The organism is Yoonia sp. (assembly GCF_030731595.1).
Lineage (GTDB): Bacteria > Pseudomonadota > Alphaproteobacteria > Rhodobacterales > Rhodobacteraceae > Yoonia.
The window spans coordinates 1-17,053 of the sequence record NZ_JANQTS010000063.1 but is presented as its reverse complement, the minus strand read 5'-3'; the positions used below and the strand labels follow the sequence as shown (position 1 = coordinate 17,053).

Genomic DNA, 17,053 nt, shown 5'->3' with positions numbered 1-17,053 from the left:
GCGAACCGTTCTTTCTGCAGCACTGTCCAGAACACCGTCACATCGTATCCTGTCTCGGTCTGTACATCGCTTGTCACGATCCCCTGCTCAAACAGCCATGCGCGTTTGCGTCCTTCGGCGAAGGTCAGCGCCAGCTTTTCCTCGCTGCGCGGGTCCTTGAGCTTGTCGGGGATTGCGGCCAGCAGCCTGTCCATCCCCTCGCCTGTGATCGCAGAGACAGCAAACAGGTCTTCGGTACGCGCCGCCTGGGTCAGAACCGCGTCGCGCGCGTCGCCTTCCAGCAGGTCCACCTTGTTCCAGACCTCGATCAGCGGGGCCTCTTCAGCGACACCAAGGCCCTGCAGGATCGCCATCACATCCTTGGCCTGTTCTTCGGTCTGCGGGTGGCTGATATCGCGGACATGCACAATCAGATCGGCGTCCAGCACTTCTTCCAGCGTCGCGCGGAAGGCCGCGACCAGTTCGGTCGGCAGATCGCTGATGAAACCCACGGTGTCGGACATGATGATCTCGTCCCCTGTGGGCAGGGTGATCTTGCGCATGGTTGGATCAAGGGTCGCAAACAGCATGTCCTTGGCAAAGACATCCGCCCCGGTCAGCCGGTTGAACAGCGTTGATTTGCCCGCGTTGGTATAGCCCACCAAAGCGACAATCGGGAACGGCACCTTGGCGCGGGCCGCGCGGTGCAATTCACGGGTTTTCACGACCTTGGACAGTTGGCGACGCAGCCGGAGAAGCTGGTCATCAATGGCACGGCGGTCGGCCTCGATCTGGGTTTCACCCGGTCCACCGACAAAGCCCAAACCACCGCGCTGGCGCTCAAGGTGGGTCCACGCGCGGACAAGGCGCGTGCGCTGGTACGACAAGGCCGCCATCTCGACCTGCAAGACACCTTCAGAGGTGCGCGCGCGGTCGCTGAAGATTTCCAGAATCAGACCAGTGCGATCGAGCAGTTTTACACCCCAGTCTTTTTCAAGATTGCGCTGCTGCACAGGCGTGACAGATCCGTCAATCAGGACAAGCTCGACCTCGGCGTCATGAAAGATGGTCTTGAGTTCGGCAATCTTTCCTTTGCCGAACAATTTACCGGGATGGCGCTTGGGCAAGCGCACAATCGTGGCCCCCACAACCTCCAGCCCCGGCAAAGCATCGGCCAAGGCCACGCCTTCCTGCAACGCCGGTTCAGCCGCGCGGCGGCTTTGGTCTGATTTCAGATCCGGGTGCAGTACCCAAGCCCGTGTGACGGGGCGGTCATGTTCGAGCAAGGTTACTCTTCGCCTTCATAAAGGCTGATGGGCTGTGCAGGCATGATCGTGGAAATCGCGCTTTTGTAGACAAGCTGCGATTGACCATCGCGGCGCAGAAGCACGCAAAAGCTGTCGAACCACGTGATAACACCTTGTAGCTTGACCCCATTCACCAAGAAAATCGTTACAGGAACCTTTGTCTTGCGGACATGGTTCAGAAATGCATCTTGCAGATTTGCTTTATCGGCGGCCATTGCGACACCCTTCTTATTGTTCTTACGGCCGCGGACCGGCCCCCCAGTGGTACTATGAGCCAGTATGTCGTGGGCTATCAATAGTTTCCACCCCAAAAACACACCGGAAAGAAAGCATCTATCGCTGCCATATCTCGGGGTTGAAAAGGGCAATGATGGCAAGAGTCTCAAGCCGGCCAAGGACCATCGCGCCAGCCAGAATGACCTTTGCCGCATCCGGAATACCGGAATAGGCAATGGGCGTTTCAGCCGCCACCGTTGCAAGCGGCCCCGTTGTGGACAGTGCAGAGACCGCCAGCACCACAGAGGTCTCAAACTGCACGCCTGTCAGGGACAGCATCAGCATCACGGCGGCAATGCTCAGCGCGAAGAGCATGAAGAAGACCCATGAAATATAGGCGCCCTGCTTGCGGATGCGGCGGGCATCCTTGCCCCCGCCCCCAACGGATGACGGATGCAAAAGCCGCTCTTGCTCGCGTTCGCCATGCCGGTAGAGCGCGTAGATTCGCAAGAGCTTTACCCCGCCCGCTGTTGTGGCGACACCGCCCCCGATCAACGCCATCCCGATCAGGAAAAGACCCGGCGTATTCAGGCCAGACCAGGCTGTCGCCCCCTCCCAGGAATGCGATTCGAACCCTGTCGTCGTCAGGAAAGACGTCACCGTAAACAGAGCACCCCACAGAGCCGCCGCGATGTTTTGCAGGCTTGCGCCCGTTGCGCTTTCTGCGGCACCGATAAAGTGCCGCAAAAACAGCAGCATCGTCACCGCGCTGATCAGAATCAAGGCCGTCATGAACTCGGGATCACGGCGCAGCCCCTGGTCGCGCTCTCCGATCAGCCCGCGGCTAAAGGTCAGCCGCGACAGTGCGAAGACAAAAAAGCAAAAGATCAGGGCTTCGCCCCAGAACCCCGATGCGGCGAAGTAAAGCCCGCCAATCGGCGAAATGCCCGATGTCGACAGGGTCGACATAGCGTGGTTTAGCGCGATGAAGGGTGTCTCTCCGGCGATCACCAGCCCCAGCCACAACAGGCCCGTCAGCCCCATATAGATGGGCGTCAGCGACAGCGCATAGCGCACCAACCGTTCTGACGGGTCAGCGATCCGTCCGATCTGGCTAAAGCGGCCAACAGCGCCATCGCCGCCTGTTGCTGTGGCGCGGACCTCGAAGCCACCCAGGTTCATCGGCGCAAAGATCGACACAGCCGTGACCCAGACCAGCAAGCCACCAAGCCAGCCCACAAGGGCGCGCCAAAGATGCTGCGACGCCGTCAACCGCCCCGCGTTGTCATAGATCGTCGCCCCTGTCGTGGTAAAGCAGGACACCATTTCAAACCAGGCATCCAGAAAACTCGTGTTGCCAACGGCCTCATAGAACGGAACCGCAAACATCAGCGGCAGCGCGCTGAATGCCGCCAACAATCCCAGCAACTGGCTCCGTGCAACGCTTTGCGGGGCATAACCTGCCGTCGCCAGCCCGATCAGCAGCGTCAGCGTCGAAAACAGGATAAATCCGTAAAAGAACACCCGCATCGTGTTGAAGTCTTCGGTGATCGCCGCATGCGCTGCAGGCACGATCATCGCTATGGCGCCAAGCCCCATCAGAACGACAAAGAACGGAAGGCGGACGATCCAGCTCATCAGAAAAAGTCGATCGAAACCTGCAAGAGCCGCTCTACTTCGGGGACATCGTCGGCCATTGCGAAAATGGCGATAGCATCGCCTTCCTCGATCCGCATGTCACCAGTGGGGCGCATGACCTTGCCCTCTTTCATGATTGCACCGATCAATGTGCCTTCTGGAAAAGAGATATCCTTGACCTTCTGCCCCGCAATCGGCGAGGTCCCCAAGACAAGGGCTTCGATCACTTCGGCCTCGGCGTCACCGATGGAATAGACGCCGCGCACCCGACCGTGCCGGATATGGCGCAGGATCGAGCTGACGGTGGTCGCGCGCGGGTTGATATAGGCGTCAATGTCCAGCGGTCCCATCAACGGCACCAGCGTGGGATCGTTGATCAGGGTAATGGCCATCGCACAGCCCATCTCTTTGGCGCGCACAGAGGCCAGCAGGTTTGTTTTATCGTCATCCGTCACGGCCAGAACCGCATCGGCTGTGGCAATATTCGCCTCTTCCAGCAGGGCGCTGTCCAGACCATCCCCGTGCAGCACAATCGTCCGGTCCAGCGCATCGGCGGCCCGTTCGGCGCATGCACGGTTTTTCTCGATCATCTTGACGCGCACCCGATCGGTGCGGGCCTCCAGTGCCAAAGCCACGCCAAGCCCGACATTGCCACCGCCGATGATGACGATACGTTCCTGTTTGGATTGGGTTTTGCCAAAAATTTCGAGCGTGCGGGCCATATCCTGGGTTTCGGTAAAGATATAGCAGTCGTCGCCGGGAAAGACCTGATCACCCGCAGAGGGCACAAACAACGTCCCCTCGCGCCTGATCCCCACGACGACAGCACGCAGCGTTGAAAACAGATCGGTCAGTTGCCGCAAAGGCGTATTGATGACGGGGCAATCCTCGTCAATCGTGATGCCAAGCAGCTGGGCGCGCCCGTCCAGAAAGCTTTCGGTGTCAAAGGCCGCAGGCGCTGCAAGGCGCTGCAAGGCGGCCTCTGCCACCTCGCGTTCGGGCGAAATCACGACGTCGATGGGCAGGTGATCGCGGCGGTACAGATCGGAATAACCCGGATCAAGATAGTTTTGCGCCCGCAAACGGGCGATCTTGCGCTGCACGGAAAACACCGAATGGGCCACCTGACAGGTGACCATATTCACCTCGTCGGAATGGGTGGCGGCAATGATCATATCAGCGTCACGCGCACCGGCACGGTCCAGCACATCAGGATAGCTGGCAAAGCCCGCAACCCCCTGCACATCCAGCGTATCGGTCGCCCGGCGCACCAGTTCAGGGTTGCTGTCAACGACTGTGACATCGTTCTTTTCGCCGGACAAATGGCGGGCGATCTGCCATCCAACCTGACCCGCGCCGCAAATGATGACTTTCATTCAAACTCGCCTTCAAGATAGGCCACGCGGCCACCCGCCTTGTTCGTTGTCACCACGCCTAAGGATTTAAGTTTGCGATGCAAGGCCGATCGCTCCATCCCGACAAAAGACGCGGTGCGGCTGATGTTGCCACCGAAGCGGTTGATCTGGGTCAGCAGATACTCCCGTTCAAACAATTCGCGGGCTTCGCGCAGAGGCAGCGTGGCAAGACCGCCAGCCAGGACGATGCGGCCTTCTTCGCCCCCGCCATCATCGCTGCTTGGCAGTTCTCTGGCGGTAATCTCGCCGCCGCTTTCTCCAAGAATAAGAACACGTTCCACGACGTTCTTCAATTGCCTGACATTGCCGGGCCAGAGCATGGTTTGCAGCAAGGCGCGCGCATCTTCGGCAAGCTTGCGGAGCGGTAGACCTTGGGCCTTGTTGAAGACTTCGATGAAATGCTCGGCCAAAAGCGGGATATCCTCGCGCCTTTCCTCGAGCGATGGCACCGCAATCGGCACCACGTTCAAGCGGTGGAACAGCTCTTCGCGGAAGGTGCCTGCGGCAATGGCTGCCGACAGATCACGGTTGGTGCTGGAAATGACCCGCAGATCCACCTGCACCTTGTCGCCGCCACCGACGCGCTGAAACCGCTGCTCGACCAGTACCCGCAAAATCTTGGACTGGGTACCAAGGGGCATATCCGCGATTTCATCAAAGTAGACGACACCGCCATTGGCCTCTTCCAGCAGTCCGGGCTCGATCCCGCGCCCGCCATCTTCGCGACCAAACAGCACCTCTTCCATGCGCTCCGGTTCGATCGAGGCCGAATTGACCGTTACGAAAGGGGCAGACGCGCGGTTGGAATTGGCATGGATGTAGCGCGCCGCGATTTCCTTGCCCGCTCCGGCAGGCCCGGTCAGCATGACACGCCCATTGGATTTCGTGACCTTATCCAACTGCGATTTCAACATGCGGAAAGCGGCACTGTCGCCCAGCATCTCGGCGCTGCGGGTCTCGCCGCGTTTCAGTTCCACATTCTCCCGACGCAGGCGCGATGTCTCCATTGCGCGGCGGATGACGACCAGCAACTGATCGATATTGAAAGGCTTTTCGATAAAGTCATAAGCGCCCTGTTTGATCGCTGCGACGGCGATTTCAATATTGCCGTGACCCGAAATGATGACAATGGGGACATCAGGGTGATCGCGCTTGACGGCTTTGAGAATATCAATCCCGTCCATATTGCTGTCTTTGAGCCAGATATCGAGGATCATCAGCGCCGGAGGTTCCGCCGCGATCTGGGCCATGCATTCATCCGAGGTCCCGGCAAGCCGCGTTGTAAACCCCTCATCAATCAGGATCTCTGAGATCAACTCCCGGATATCGCGTTCGTCATCTGTGATCAGAATGTCGCCCATAATCGTCCTCATGCTGGTATTTTTGGCGCCCTTGCCTGTGCAGAGACAGCGGGCAATTGAATGATGGCGCAGGCACCGGCGTGGTCCTGCCCTGCAAAGACTTCGGCATCCGTCAGGATCAAGGTGCCGCCGTGTTCTTCGATGATCTTCTTCACAATTGGCAGGCCAAGTCCTGTGCCTTCGCCGCGTGTCGTCACATAGGGTTCGAACAGGCGGGCGCGGTCCTCGGGCAGCCCGATCCCATTGTCCGAGATCTTGATCGTCACCTTGTCGCGATCCTGCGTCAAACGCAGTTGGATTTCCGGCCTATAGCCCTCTGCCCCGTGGCGTTCGATATAGGTCTGGGTCGCCTCGCCCGCATTCTTGAGCAGATTGGTCAGGGCCTGCCCGATCATTGTCCCGTCCATTTCCACCAAGACCGGTTCTTCGGGGATGCTCGCGGCAAAATGCACATCGGGTTGGCCGACGATCTGCAAGGACAAGGAATCATGGACAAGCTCTGTCAGATCATTGGTTTGCAACTCTGGCTCGGGCATGCGGGCGAACTTGGAAAATTCATCAACAATGCGGCGCAAGTCATTGGTTTGGCGGACAATCACATCTGTCATCTGCTCCAGCTTGTCGCCATCAAGGCCGACACGATTGTGGAATTTGCGCTTGATCCGTTCTGCGGACAGCTGGATCGGGGTCAGCGGATTCTTGATCTCATGCGCAATCCGGCGCGCCACATCACCCCAGGCCGCCATGCGTTGGGCGCTGACAAGGTCGGTCACGTCGTCAAAGGCGACCACATAGCCTTCCAGCGTCCCGTCCACGTTACGCCTCTGGGCCATACGCACCAGCAAGCTTTCCTGCTGGCCTTTGCGGATCAGGTTGATCTGCTCTTGCACACTGTCGTGATCCGTCTCGCAAACCTGCGCAAAGAGGCCCGCAAATTCCGGAATAGCGACAGAGATCGCGGTTTCTTCCGGATTTGCCCCCACTGATAGCAAGCGCCGTGCAGACGGATTCACAAAGGTCACGCGCCCCGCGGGATCAAGGCCCACCACACCCGATGTGACCGAACTCAGCACCGAATCAAACAATCGCCGCCGCCGTTCCGAGGCGCGGTTGATTTCAAGCAACTGATCGCGCTGGCCTTTCAGCCGGCTGGTCATCTGGTTGAAGTAATGCCCAAGCTGCGAAATCTCGTCTTCACCCTCGTCTTCGATCACGCGCACGTCCAGATCGCCAGAGCCCACACGCTGCGACGCGATAACCAGACGACCCACGGGGCGTGACAGACGCTCTGCAAACCACAGCCCTCCCCAGATGGCCCCAAGAATCAGGATCACCGCAAAGCCAAGATAAAGCAGGCCGAACTGGAACAGCAGTTGCCCGCGCTCATTGGCCAATTCTTCATACTGCGCGACGGTTTCGGTTGTGTCATCCAGCAGCGACAAGACGGTCCCGTCAACCGGGCGCGTCACATAAAGATAGCGATCCCGAAAGGTGGTCAGCGGAATGAGCGCGCGAAACTCGTTGTTGGCAAAGTCCTGAATGATGGCAAGGCCCGTGGTTTCGGCGTTCGTAAAGTCCTGGGGCGATGGGCGTTCATAGCCAAACTCGTAGGATCGCGCACCCCGCGCCATGATATTGCCCAAGCCATCGATCACAAACGCCTCTGTCAGGCCGCGCTCGATCTGCGCCTGCACTTCGCCCAAGGCACGGCGCACTTCGCCGTCGTCCATGAACAGGTTTGCCTGCCGCTCGCGATTGAGATAGGCCGCCAACCCCACCCCGTCGCGGGTCAGTTCTCTCTCGTGTTCTTCCTCGTATGCCTGTGCAGTGGTCAAAGAGGTGCGCAACACGTTCCCGACCGGTTCGGAGAACAGCCCGTCCAGTGCGATGGAAATCAGCGTCACCGAAAAGACGGCAACCAGAACGATCGGCACCAGCGCCGAGAGCGCGAAAACGCCCGTCAAGCGCAAAGTCAATTGCGATCCTGCCGAACGCGCGCGCCGTGCCGCCACCATCCGCGCCACTTGCCGCATGACCAAAGCCGCGACAATCAGCACGTAGATCAGATCCAGAAGCAGGACAAACTGCAAGGAGGTGGACGAGGCGCCCTTCCCCAAAGGCCCCACAACAACATAGGTCAAGGCCGCCAACACCGGCGCGGTCAACACCAAGCCCATCGTCAATGCGCTTTGCACATGACGCTGGCGCAACCAGCGGCTGAACCAAACGATGTTGATGCCCATAAGGGTCCGCCGCACGCGCAAAGCCCTGTTACTCAGGTGAGGTCACCCCCACGATACCGCAAAATCTGTGGCCATTCTGATACGCTGACGCATCGGTGCCACGGTTATGTTGCGGTTTTACATCAATTTGCGACGGCGAGTCACGCGGATATCGAGGTCTGTGATCTTCTTGCGCAGCGTATTGCGATTTATTCCAAGTAAATCAGCGCATTTCGCCTGATTTCCTCCGGTCGCATCCAGTGCGATTTCGATCAATGGACCCTCAACTTCCTTGAGAATCCTGTTGTAAAGACCGGGTGGTGGCAAAACGCCCCCGTGCAGATCAAAATACCGCCGCAGATGTTTGCCGACGCTGGCCGAAAGTTTTTCACCCTCGCCCCCCGAGCGCAGCGGCTCGATCGCGGGCTGGTTGCCCAAGACCAACTCGACCTCGGCGCGCGAGATTTCTTCCTCTGCTGCGGTGAACACCAAACGGCGCACCGCGTTCTCGAGCTGGCGCACATTGCCGGGCCAGCTGTAGGCCCGGACCAGATCAAGGGCGGCATCCCCAAATCGCCGCACCGGCGCGCCATCACGCTCCGCGCGCGCCAGAAAATGCGCCGCCAAGAGCGGGATATCATCGACCCGCTCGCGCAGCGACGGCACATCGACCGTCACGCCGCCAAGGCGATAGAAGAGATCCTCGCGGAACTCGCCATCTTCCATCCGCACCATCAGATCCGATTGCGATGTCGCCATGATCCGGGGCGCGTTGTCGCCCAGACTGTCCAGCATGCGCACGATCCGCCCTTGGGCGGGCTCTGACAGGTCGCTGACTTCGTCAAACAGGATCGACCCGCCCTTGGCGCGGCTGAGGACCATGGAAGGCCCGTCCATCCCTTCCAGATCGCTGGCAGAAACCACGACAAACGGAAGGCTGCGCCGGTCCGAGAAATCATGCACTGCGCGGGCGATCAGGGATTTCCCTGTACCGCTCTCGCCGGTGATCAGCACGGGAAGCTGGGTATTCATCACGCGGGCCACAAGACGGTACAGCGCTTGCATCACATTGGTGCGGCCCACCAAGGGCAGATCGCCCCCTTGCTCGGTCGCCCCGATATCAGGAACGCGGGTGACGGGCGCACGCCGCTTGACCTCGAGCGCACGGGCGGCACGTTTCATCAGATCGGGCAAGTCAAAGGGCTTGGGCAGGTAGTCATAGGCGTCAGCCTCTGCCGCCTGAATGGCTGTCATGATCGTATTCTGCGCCGAGATCACGATGACCGGCAGCCCTGGACGGGCCGCCGCGATCTTGGGCAATTGTTCCAGCCCGTTGCCGTCGGGCATAATGACGTCAGAGATCACAAGATCGCCTTTGCCCTCGTCCACCCAGCGCATCAGCGTCACAAGCGAAGAGGTCGCATGCACCTTGCACCCAGCCCGCGTCAGGGCTTGGGTTAACACGGTTCTGATCGTGCGATCATCATCAGCGACTAGAACGGTACCGTCCATCAATTCTCTCCTGTTTCGGTGTCTTTGGGGGCGACGGGCAACGAAATGCGGAACACAGTGCGCCCCGGCACGCTGTCCACGGATATCCATCCGCCACCATCGCCAATCAGTTTGGAAACGAGCGCAAGGCCCAGTCCTGTGCCATTCTCCTTGCCCGAAATGAAGGGCTCAAAGATGTCATCCGCAATCTCGCGCGGCAAACCGGGGCCATCGTCGATGATCTCGATCTGCAAGGGCAGCCGGGCCTGCGTGCCGTCCGAGCGATGCACGCGCAAAGAGGAATCATAATAGGTATGCAACCGGATCGTGCCCGCGTCTTTGCAGGCCTCGGAGGCATTCTTGAGCAGGTTCAAAAACACCTGCAAAAGCTGGTCCCCATCCGCCAGTGTTTGTGGCAACGAGGGGTCGTAGTCTTCGACAAACAGCATATGCGCGCCAAATCCGACAGCCGCCGACTGGCGCGCGCGATCCAGGATATCGTGGATATTGACCGGTTTCAGCAAGGGCGGGCGCAGGTTGCCGAACTGTTCCACCTGTTCGAGCAGTTTCACGATGCGGCGGCTTTCCTCGACGATGAGATCGGTCATTTCCTGATCTTCGGGGCTTAACCCCATCGACAAAAGCTGTGCCGCCCCCGTGATGCCGGCCAGCGGGTTCTTGATCTCGTGGGCCAGCATTTCGGCCATGCCGATCGCTGATTTCGCCGCCTTGCCCGAGGAATGGTTCTGGTTGATCCTGCTGGCAATTTCCCGTGGGCTGATCATCACGATCATCGTCTCGTCTTCGCCCTGCAAAGGCGCGAACTGGATGTTGCACATCATCGGCGCGCGCTCGCCGCTGCCCACATCGACATCATTGACAAAAAGCGAGGTGCGGTTTTCGCGTGCCCGCCGGAACGGGGCCTCGAGCGGCGCGTCAATCATCACCTTTTCCCAAAGCTTTTGCCCAATCAGCGCCTTGCTCGACATATTGAGAAAGCTCTCGGCAGCGGGGTTGCTCATGGTGATGACGTCATCGCCATCCAGCATCAGCGATGGAACCGGCAAAGACGACCAGAGTGCGGCACCCAAAATCATGCGGCCACCTTCATATCCAAAGCATCGGGCAAATCACGCAGCACATCCGATGGCATTGCATGGGTCAGGATGGCCTTGCGCAAGGCAGGACCGGTGCCAGCTTCGTCCATATACCACCCCAAATGTTTGCGTGACACCTTGCGCCCCATTTCTATTCCGTAGAACGACAGCATCGCTTCGTAGTGACCGCAGACCATGTCGACCAAATCAGCCCCTTGCGGGATATCCGGTTGCGGCGTGCCATGCAGCGCCGCAGCGACCTGCGCCAGCACCCAAGGCCGTCCCTGTGATCCGCGCCCGATCATCACACCATCGGCACCCGACAGCCGCAGCGCCTCGCGCGCCGTGGCGGTATCGACGATATCGCCGTTCGCGATGACCGGAATGCTGACGGCCTCTTTGATCGCGCGGATCGCGGCCCAATCGGCGGAGCCTTTGTAGAACTGGCAGCGGGTGCGCCCGTGGATCGTGACCAGCTTGATCCCAGCATCTTCGGCCCGCTTGGCGACATCAGCGGCATTCAGGCAGTCATCGTCCCAGCCCAACCGGGTCTTGAGCGTGACCGGAATATCCACCGCATTCACCACCGCCTCGATCAGCGTCAGCGCATGGTCGGGGGTGCGCAGCAAGGCAGAGCCGGAATAGCCATTTGTGACCTTCTTGGCAGGGCAGCCCATGTTGATGTCGATGAAAGCCGCCCCATTCGCTTCGATCATGCGGGCGGCCTCTGCCATCCAATAGGCTTCGCGGCCCGCGATCTGCACGGCGGTTGCGTCTTGGTCATAGCCCAATTCGGCACGTTCGCGCACGCCGGGCTTGGCCTGCACCATTTCCTGACTGGCAACCATCTCGCTGACCACCCAGCCCGCACCGAAAGAGGCCACCAACTGCCGATAGGGCAAATCGGTGATGCCCGCCAAAGGCGCGAGCGCAACCGGTGGCGAAAGCGCCACATCGTCCAGGAGTAAGGATTCGGTTTGTGCCAAAGAAACAATCATTTGATTACAGGTTACGCTTTCGCATCGGGATAGGGGTAAATCACTGCCGTCACAACGAAACCCGCAGGAAAACATCCCACAAAAATAGCATACGCCCAAAAATTAATCAACTTGCCCACAAAACTGTCGAATTGCGTCGCGCCGGTCTGCGTCCTAAACCTGTGCCAATCAGGAACGGAGCATTGATGAAAACAGCAGCTATTATCGTTGCCGCAGGGCGCGGCACACGCGCCGGTGGTGACTTGCCCAAACAGTGGCAAATGCTCTCGGACCGGCAGGTGGCGGCCTATGCGATGGACCGCTTTGCCCGGCACCCCGCGATCGCGCGCTTGGTGCTGGTGGTGCATCCCGATGACATCGAAAACCAGCCCTGGCCGAAAGCGCCGCAAGCCCAGATCGTGACTGGCGGACAAACCCGCGCGGCCTCTGTGCGGGCGGGGCTCGAGGCTGTCGCCGGTGAGGTAGATCAGGTCCTGATCCATGATGCCGCCCGCCCGCTGGTCAGCGATGCCGTGATCGACAGAGTTCTGGCCGCATTGGCCACCCATATCGGTGCTGCCCCTGCCGTTGCGGTCACCGACACGCTCTGGCATGGCATGGACGGCGCTGTTGCGGGCGTGCAGGACCGCGCAGGGCTGTTTCGGGCACAGACACCGCAGGGGTTTCACCTTGCGCCACTGCTTGCGGCCCACGCCGCAGCCACCGGACAGGAAACCGACGATGTCGCCGTGGCCCGCGCCGCAGGGCTGGACGTGGCCATCGTGGCAGGCGATGAAGACAACATAAAAATCACCACCCCCGACGATTTTGCACGGGCGGCAAAACTGATGAGGCATCACATGGATATCCGTTGCGGCAATGGCTATGATGTACACCGTTTCGGGCCGGGCGATCACGTCTGGCTGTGCGGCGTCCAAGTCCCGCATGCGCGCAGCCTGCAAGGCCATTCCGATGCGGACGTCGGGATGCATGCGGTCACCGACGCAATCTATGGCGCACTGGGCAAAGGCGATATCGGCCAACACTTCCCGCCCTCTGATCCACAGTGGAAAGGGGCCGCGAGCCATATTTTCCTGCAACATGCCGTGGCCCTTGCGACATCCGAAGGCTTTGCCATCAGCAATGTCGATTGCACGCTGGTCTGCGAATATCCCAAGATCGGTCCGCATCAGGCAGCGATGAAGGCGGTGATGGGCTCTTATATGGGGCTGGATAGCAGCCGGATCAGCGTCAAGGCGACCACATCCGAGAAACTGGGCTTTACGGGCCGCGAAGAAGGCATTGCAGCACTCGCCACCGTCACATTGGTAAAATCATGACACATCTGATCGCGACCTTCTTTTATGTAGGCCACCTGCGCCCCGCGCCGGGCACATGGGGGTCACTGGCCGCCCTGCCCGCCGCTTGGGTGATTTATGTACTGGCAGGTCCGTGGGGGCTGATCGCAGGGATCATCCTGTCTTACGGCTTGGGCGTTTGGGCGACGGGTGTCGAGACGAAGGGCAAAGACAACCACGACCCTTCCGAGATCGTGATTGACGAGGTCTGCGGGCAGTGGATTGCGCTGCTGCCTCTCGCCTTTGGTGCTGCATCGCGGAACGTGGATATTCTGGCACTCTGGCCCGGCTGGATCACAGCATTCGCCCTGTTCCGCCTGTTCGACATCACCAAATGGGGTCCGATTGGCTGGGCTGACAGGATGCACGGGCCGACAGGCGTGATGCTGGACGATGTGATTGCAGGCATCTTTGCGGCAATCGGGGTCGCAGCGCTTGCCGCTTTGTATCACATCGTCCTGATATGAGTGCGGCCCTGCTCAAAGCCGCGCGCGCCAAGGGGCTGATGCTGGCTACGGCAGAAAGCTGCACAGGGGGTATGGTCAGCGCGGCCATCACCGATACCGCAGGCAGTTCCGCGATCTTTGACCGGGGCTTTGTGACCTATACCAATCAGGCCAAGACAGAGATGCTGGGCGTAAAGACGGCGACGCTGGACGCCCACGGCGCTGTGAGTGAAGCGGTCGCGGCGGAAATGGCTAGTGGCGCGCTGGCCCATTCGCAGGCCCAAATCGCTGTGTCGATCACCGGCATCGCTGGCCCCGGCGGGTCAGAGCACAAGCCCGAGGGGCGCGTCTGTTTCGGCATTGCCTCGCCGCGCGGGGTCACGACAGAAACTGTCGAATTCGGGGCATTGGGGCGGGCACGGGTCCGGCAAGCTGCCTGTGACCACGCGCTGGGCTTGCTTTTGGCGGCGGTGAATGCGGCCTAGCCGTACAGTTCTTTCGCGCGCCGTTCGAACGACCGTACAACGCGCTGCATCGCTTCGTTGAAGAACATACCAGCCGCCCCTTGCAGCAAGCGGCTTTTGAATTCGAAATCAACCGCAAAGGACACCTCGCAGCCGCCTTCGACCTCCTTGAAACCCCACTGGCTTTCCAGATGGCGGACAGGCCCATCAAGATATTCGGTATCAATCCGCATCTGCTTGGGCCAAAGGGTCACGCGGCTGCCGAATTTTTCACGAAAGACCTTAAAGGAAATCACCAGATCCGCGAGCATCACCGCGTGATCGCCCATATCAGTGAGACTGCGAATCCGCGCCGCTGCCGTCCATGGCAGAAACTTGGGATAATTCGCCACATCCGCCACAAGATCATACATCTGCTGGGCGGTGTAAGGCAGGAACTTGGTCTCGGCGTGGCTTGGCATTGGTGGTCTTTCGCGGGTGACTTCACCCCCCGATGTCGTAAACTACGCCAAGAAAATCAACCCAATACCTGCACCAGAGGCCCCAATGTCGCACCGCCCCTATGTTATCGACGAAATGATCAGTGCCAAAGCGATTGCCGCACGGATCGAAGGACTTGCCCGCGAGATCAGCACAGAATTTGCCGACACCGACAAACTGGTGGTCGTGGGGCTGCTGCGCGGATCATTCGTGTTCATCGCCGATCTGGTGCGCGAACTTGATCTGCCCGTCGAGGTGGATTTCCTCGAGGCCTCGTCTTATGGAAACGGTATGGAAAGCACCAGAGAAGTGCGTATTCTCAAAGACTTGCGCGGCCAGATCGAGGGGCGTGACGTGCTGGTTGTCGAAGATATCGTCGACACAGGCCATACGCTGGCCCATGTCACAAAATACCTGGCTTCACGCAAACCCGCACGCTTGAAAACGATTGCCTTGCTCGACAAACCCGCCCGCCGCGAGGTGGATTTCAAGGCCAGCTGGACCGGTTTCGAAATCCCCGACGAATTTGTCGTGGGCTATGGCATCGACTTTGCGCAACGCAACCGTAACCTGCCTTACATCGGCAAAGTGCGTTTTACCGATAGTCCAGCATGAACCCCAGATGGCTTTTGCGGGCAAAGCTCTGGGCGCGAAACCCGCCCTCGCCAGCCAAGATCAAGTTTGTGGCGGCCATCATTGTGCTCTGCATCGTGCTTTTTGCGATCGAGCGCCTTTGGGGTTGGCCGGCATGGCTGACCCCCAACGACCTGCGCCGCCCGCGCTAGTACAAGAAAACGTGATTATAGAATTGAGTGTGTTCACGTTTACGCTAGGTTAATGTTCATAACGACATCAAAGGGGGCCCAGATGCCATTCAAGAAAATAACGATCATTGCCGCAGCCAGCGCCGTTGGCATCGTAAGTACAGCTTTTGCAGCGGGGCATCTGACACCCGAACAGCAACGCGGACTGGATGCACGGCAAGCACATATGAGCCTTTATGCCTTCAACCTCGGCCCGCTTGGCGGGATGGCGCAAGAGCAAATTCCCTATGATGCCGAGGTCGCCTCTGCTGCGGCGGCAAACCTTGCCGCTTTGGCCGCAATCGACGAGTCCGCCTATTGGGTCGAAGGCACTGACACAAGTATCGAAGGCACCCGTGCGAAACCTGAAATCTGGGCGGATATGGCAGGGTTTGAGGCCGAGCAGGTGAAACTCGTTGCCGCTACTGCCACATTGGCGTCTGTCGCAGGCGATGGGCTGGACGCGATGAAAGCGGCCTTTGGACCTGTCGGCCAGTCCTGCGGATCGTGCCACGAATCCTATCGGGCGCCGCGGCAGTAACACAAAATGGCGCGTTGGCCCCTTCTTGGTGGTTTCGCCGTGGTGGTCCTGGGTGCGGGTTGGTTTTTGACCCGCCCCATGCCGCTGCCGGATGATGCACTTGCGGGGCTGACACCTGATCCACAGAACGGTGCCATCGTCTTTGCTGCAGCCGGCTGCGCCTCATGTCATACGGCCGAAGATGGCCCTGACGATCTATTGACGGGTGGCAAGCGTTTTGCATCGCCATTCGGGACATTTATCGCGCCCAATATCTCTTCTGATCCTGTGCATGGGATCGGCGGCTGGTCCGATCTGGAACTGGCCAGTGCCATCGTCACCGGCGTATCCAACGACGGCAGCCATTTGTATCCCGCCTTTCCCTATACGTCCTATACAAAGGCCAACTTGCAGGACGTGGTTGATCTGATCGCCCATATGCGCACCCTGCCCGCCTCGGATGTGCCAAGCGCGCCGCACGAGATCGGGTTTCCCTTCAACCAGCGCATCACCCTTGGTCCGTGGAAGGCGCTTTATACCTCGGACGAATGGGTGCTCGCTTCGGCTGATACACCACAGTTGGAACGGGGCCGGTATCTGACCGAAGCCTTGGGGCATTGCGCCGAATGTCACACGCCCCGCGACGCCTTGGGTGGATTGCAAAAGGATCGGTGGATGGCGGGTGCCGCGAACCCATCGGGCGAGGGCCGGATTCCCAATATCACGGCGGGTGCGCTGACCTGGTCAGAGGCCGCAATCGCAGAATACCTCAAAAGCGGGTTTACGCCGGATTTCGACAGTGCGGGCGGCGAAATGGTTGCGGTGATCAAAAACACCAGCCGGTTGACCGACGAAGACCGCGCCGCGATAGCGGCCTATCTCAAGGCCATTCCAGCCATCAGCAACCTCTAGGCCGTCCCCAATTTCGCCAACCTTGCATCGCGCAAACGGGCAAAGTGGTCGCCCGCGTGGTAGGACGAGCGGGTGAGCGGGGTTGATGACACCATCAGGAACCCTTTGCCAAAAGCCGCTTTTTCGTAGGCCGCGAATTCTTCGGGTGTTACGAACCGGTCCACCTTGTGGTGCTTTGGCGTCGGTTGCAGATATTGCCCGATGGTCAGAAAATCGATGTCGGCGGCGCGCATGTCTTCCATGACCTGCATCACCGCCTGTTTGTCCTCGCCCAAGCCGACCATGATGCCGGATTTGGTGAACATGGTGGGGTCCAGTTCCTTGACCCGTTGCAACAGGCGCAGCGAATGGAAATAGCGCGCGCCGG

General features: G+C 59.6%; 17 protein-coding genes and 1 pseudogene. 7 read left to right on the top strand and 11 right to left on the bottom strand.

Annotation, left to right across the window (positions count from 1 at the left end):
* From hflX to dusB, 9 genes are all read right to left on the bottom strand, one after another.
* Positions 1–1,265 (bottom strand): GTPase HflX (gene hflX / locus NWQ23_RS06385; protein ID WP_306165422.1); only part of this gene is annotated, 1,265 nt, incomplete at its 3' end.
* Positions 1,266–1,267: 2 nt separating this feature from the next.
* A complete protein-coding gene (gene hfq, locus NWQ23_RS06380; RefSeq protein WP_007204924.1) occupies positions 1,268–1,501 on the bottom strand; it encodes an RNA chaperone Hfq in 234 nt (77 codons plus the stop codon).
* 118 nt (positions 1,502–1,619) lie between these two features.
* Complete coding sequence (locus tag NWQ23_RS06375; protein WP_306165421.1) at positions 1,620–3,140, bottom strand: TrkH family potassium uptake protein; 1,521 nt, start codon at positions 3,138–3,140, stop codon at positions 1,620–1,622.
* Positions 3,140–4,516 carry a Trk system potassium transporter TrkA gene (gene trkA / locus NWQ23_RS06370; protein WP_306165420.1) on the bottom strand — a complete coding sequence of 459 codons (1,377 nt, stop codon included), beginning with the start codon at positions 4,514–4,516 and terminating at the stop codon, positions 3,140–3,142. Before trkA ends, NWQ23_RS06375 begins: the two co-directional genes overlap by 1 nt.
* A complete protein-coding gene (locus NWQ23_RS06365; protein ID WP_306165425.1) occupies positions 4,513–5,916 on the bottom strand; it encodes a sigma-54 dependent transcriptional regulator in 1,404 nt (467 codons plus the stop codon). The genes trkA and NWQ23_RS06365 overlap by 4 nt, the downstream gene beginning before the upstream one ends.
* 8 nt (positions 5,917–5,924) lie before the next feature.
* Positions 5,925–8,159 carry a PAS domain-containing sensor histidine kinase gene (locus NWQ23_RS06360; protein ID WP_306165424.1) on the bottom strand — a complete coding sequence of 745 codons (2,235 nt, stop codon included), beginning with the start codon at positions 8,157–8,159 and terminating at the stop codon, positions 5,925–5,927.
* Between the two features lie 117 nt (positions 8,160–8,276).
* The gene (locus tag NWQ23_RS06355) at positions 8,277–9,650 is read right to left on the bottom strand and encodes a response regulator (protein WP_306165419.1); all 1,374 of its coding nucleotides are present in this window, start codon (positions 9,648–9,650) and stop codon (positions 8,277–8,279) included.
* Positions 9,650–10,726 carry a nitrogen regulation protein NR(II) gene (locus NWQ23_RS06350; protein ID WP_306165418.1) on the bottom strand — a complete coding sequence of 359 codons (1,077 nt, stop codon included), beginning with the start codon at positions 10,724–10,726 and terminating at the stop codon, positions 9,650–9,652. Before NWQ23_RS06350 ends, NWQ23_RS06355 begins: the two co-directional genes overlap by 1 nt.
* A complete protein-coding gene (dusB, locus tag NWQ23_RS06345) occupies positions 10,723–11,724 on the bottom strand; it encodes a tRNA dihydrouridine synthase DusB (RefSeq protein WP_306165417.1) in 1,002 nt (333 codons plus the stop codon). The genes NWQ23_RS06350 and dusB overlap by 4 nt, the downstream gene beginning before the upstream one ends.
* A gap of 185 nt (positions 11,725–11,909) precedes the next feature.
* Here dusB and NWQ23_RS06340 point away from each other — a divergent pair, with 185 nt between their 5' ends.
* Genes NWQ23_RS06340 through NWQ23_RS06330 form a run of 3 tightly spaced genes read left to right on the top strand, consistent with a single transcriptional unit; the run spans position 11,910 to position 13,992 of the window.
* Entirely contained in the window at positions 11,910–13,043 is a 1,134-nt protein-coding gene (locus NWQ23_RS06340) for a bifunctional 2-C-methyl-D-erythritol 4-phosphate cytidylyltransferase/2-C-methyl-D-erythritol 2,4-cyclodiphosphate synthase (RefSeq protein ID WP_306165416.1), read from the top strand.
* Complete coding sequence (locus NWQ23_RS06335; protein WP_306165415.1) at positions 13,040–13,528, top strand: phosphatidylglycerophosphatase A; 489 nt, start codon at positions 13,040–13,042, stop codon at positions 13,526–13,528. Before NWQ23_RS06340 ends, NWQ23_RS06335 begins: the two co-directional genes overlap by 4 nt.
* On the top strand, positions 13,525–13,992 hold the full coding sequence (locus tag NWQ23_RS06330) for a CinA family protein (protein ID WP_306165414.1): 468 nt from the start codon (positions 13,525–13,527) through the stop codon (positions 13,990–13,992). The genes NWQ23_RS06335 and NWQ23_RS06330 overlap by 4 nt, the downstream gene beginning before the upstream one ends.
* Here the strand turns inward: NWQ23_RS06330 and NWQ23_RS06325 are convergent.
* Positions 13,989–14,432, bottom strand: coding sequence for a type II toxin-antitoxin system RatA family toxin (locus NWQ23_RS06325; RefSeq protein WP_306165413.1), 444 nt, complete (start codon positions 14,430–14,432; stop codon positions 13,989–13,991). The two genes, NWQ23_RS06330 and NWQ23_RS06325, sit on opposite strands and share 4 nt — an antisense overlap.
* Positions 14,433–14,517: 85 nt before the next feature.
* Between NWQ23_RS06325 and hpt the strand changes: the two genes are divergently transcribed.
* The 4 genes from hpt (at position 14,518) to NWQ23_RS06305 (ending at position 16,686) form a co-directional block, all read left to right on the top strand.
* Complete coding sequence (hpt, locus tag NWQ23_RS06320; protein WP_306165423.1) at positions 14,518–15,066, top strand: hypoxanthine phosphoribosyltransferase; 549 nt, start codon at positions 14,518–14,520, stop codon at positions 15,064–15,066.
* Positions 15,063–15,236, top strand: a complete 174-nt coding sequence (locus NWQ23_RS06315; protein ID WP_306165412.1) for a hypothetical protein — start codon at positions 15,063–15,065, stop codon at positions 15,234–15,236. The genes hpt and NWQ23_RS06315 overlap by 4 nt, the downstream gene beginning before the upstream one ends.
* 82 nt (positions 15,237–15,318) lie before the next feature.
* Complete coding sequence (locus NWQ23_RS06310) at positions 15,319–15,795, top strand: cytochrome c (protein WP_306165411.1); 477 nt, start codon at positions 15,319–15,321, stop codon at positions 15,793–15,795.
* Positions 15,796–15,801: 6 nt separating this feature from the next.
* Positions 15,802–16,686 (top strand): cytochrome c, encoded by an 885-nt coding sequence (locus NWQ23_RS06305; RefSeq protein ID WP_306165410.1) that lies wholly within the window; start codon positions 15,802–15,804, stop codon positions 16,684–16,686.
* Here the strand turns inward: NWQ23_RS06305 and NWQ23_RS06300 are convergent.
* A pseudogene (locus NWQ23_RS06300) lies at positions 16,683–17,053 on the bottom strand (lipoyl synthase); the annotation flags it as partial. The gene NWQ23_RS06305 and the pseudogene NWQ23_RS06300 overlap by 4 nt on opposite strands.

Excerpts from the sequence above, each read along its gene's own strand:
- hfq (WP_007204924.1), bottom strand. The coding sequence starts at position 1,501 with ATGGCCGCCGATAAAGCAAATCTGCAAGATGCATTTCTGAACCATGTC.
- NWQ23_RS06375 (WP_306165421.1), bottom strand. The coding sequence starts at position 3,140 with ATGAGCTGGATCGTCCGCCTTCCGTTCTTTGTCGTTCTGATGGGGCTT.
- trkA (WP_306165420.1), bottom strand. The coding sequence starts at position 4,516 with ATGAAAGTCATCATTTGCGGCGCGGGTCAGGTTGGATGGCAGATCGCC.
- NWQ23_RS06365 (WP_306165425.1), bottom strand. The coding sequence starts at position 5,916 with ATGGGCGACATTCTGATCACAGATGACGAACGCGATATCCGGGAGTTG.
- NWQ23_RS06360 (WP_306165424.1), bottom strand. The coding sequence starts at position 8,159 with ATGGGCATCAACATCGTTTGGTTCAGCCGCTGGTTGCGCCAGCGTCAT.
- NWQ23_RS06355 (WP_306165419.1), bottom strand. The coding sequence starts at position 9,650 with ATGGACGGTACCGTTCTAGTCGCTGATGATGATCGCACGATCAGAACC.
- NWQ23_RS06350 (WP_306165418.1), bottom strand. The coding sequence starts at position 10,726 with ATGATTTTGGGTGCCGCACTCTGGTCGTCTTTGCCGGTTCCATCGCTG.
- dusB (WP_306165417.1), bottom strand. The coding sequence starts at position 11,724 with ATGATTGTTTCTTTGGCACAAACCGAATCCTTACTCCTGGACGATGTG.
- NWQ23_RS06340 (WP_306165416.1), top strand. The coding sequence starts at position 11,910 with ATGAAAACAGCAGCTATTATCGTTGCCGCAGGGCGCGGCACACGCGCC.
- NWQ23_RS06335 (WP_306165415.1), top strand. The coding sequence starts at position 13,040 with ATGACACATCTGATCGCGACCTTCTTTTATGTAGGCCACCTGCGCCCC.
- NWQ23_RS06330 (WP_306165414.1), top strand. The coding sequence starts at position 13,525 with ATGAGTGCGGCCCTGCTCAAAGCCGCGCGCGCCAAGGGGCTGATGCTG.
- NWQ23_RS06325 (WP_306165413.1), bottom strand. The coding sequence starts at position 14,432 with ATGCCAAGCCACGCCGAGACCAAGTTCCTGCCTTACACCGCCCAGCAG.
- hpt (WP_306165423.1), top strand. The coding sequence starts at position 14,518 with ATGTCGCACCGCCCCTATGTTATCGACGAAATGATCAGTGCCAAAGCG.
- NWQ23_RS06315 (WP_306165412.1), top strand. The coding sequence starts at position 15,063 with ATGAACCCCAGATGGCTTTTGCGGGCAAAGCTCTGGGCGCGAAACCCG.
- NWQ23_RS06310 (WP_306165411.1), top strand. The coding sequence starts at position 15,319 with ATGCCATTCAAGAAAATAACGATCATTGCCGCAGCCAGCGCCGTTGGC.
- NWQ23_RS06305 (WP_306165410.1), top strand. The coding sequence starts at position 15,802 with ATGGCGCGTTGGCCCCTTCTTGGTGGTTTCGCCGTGGTGGTCCTGGGT.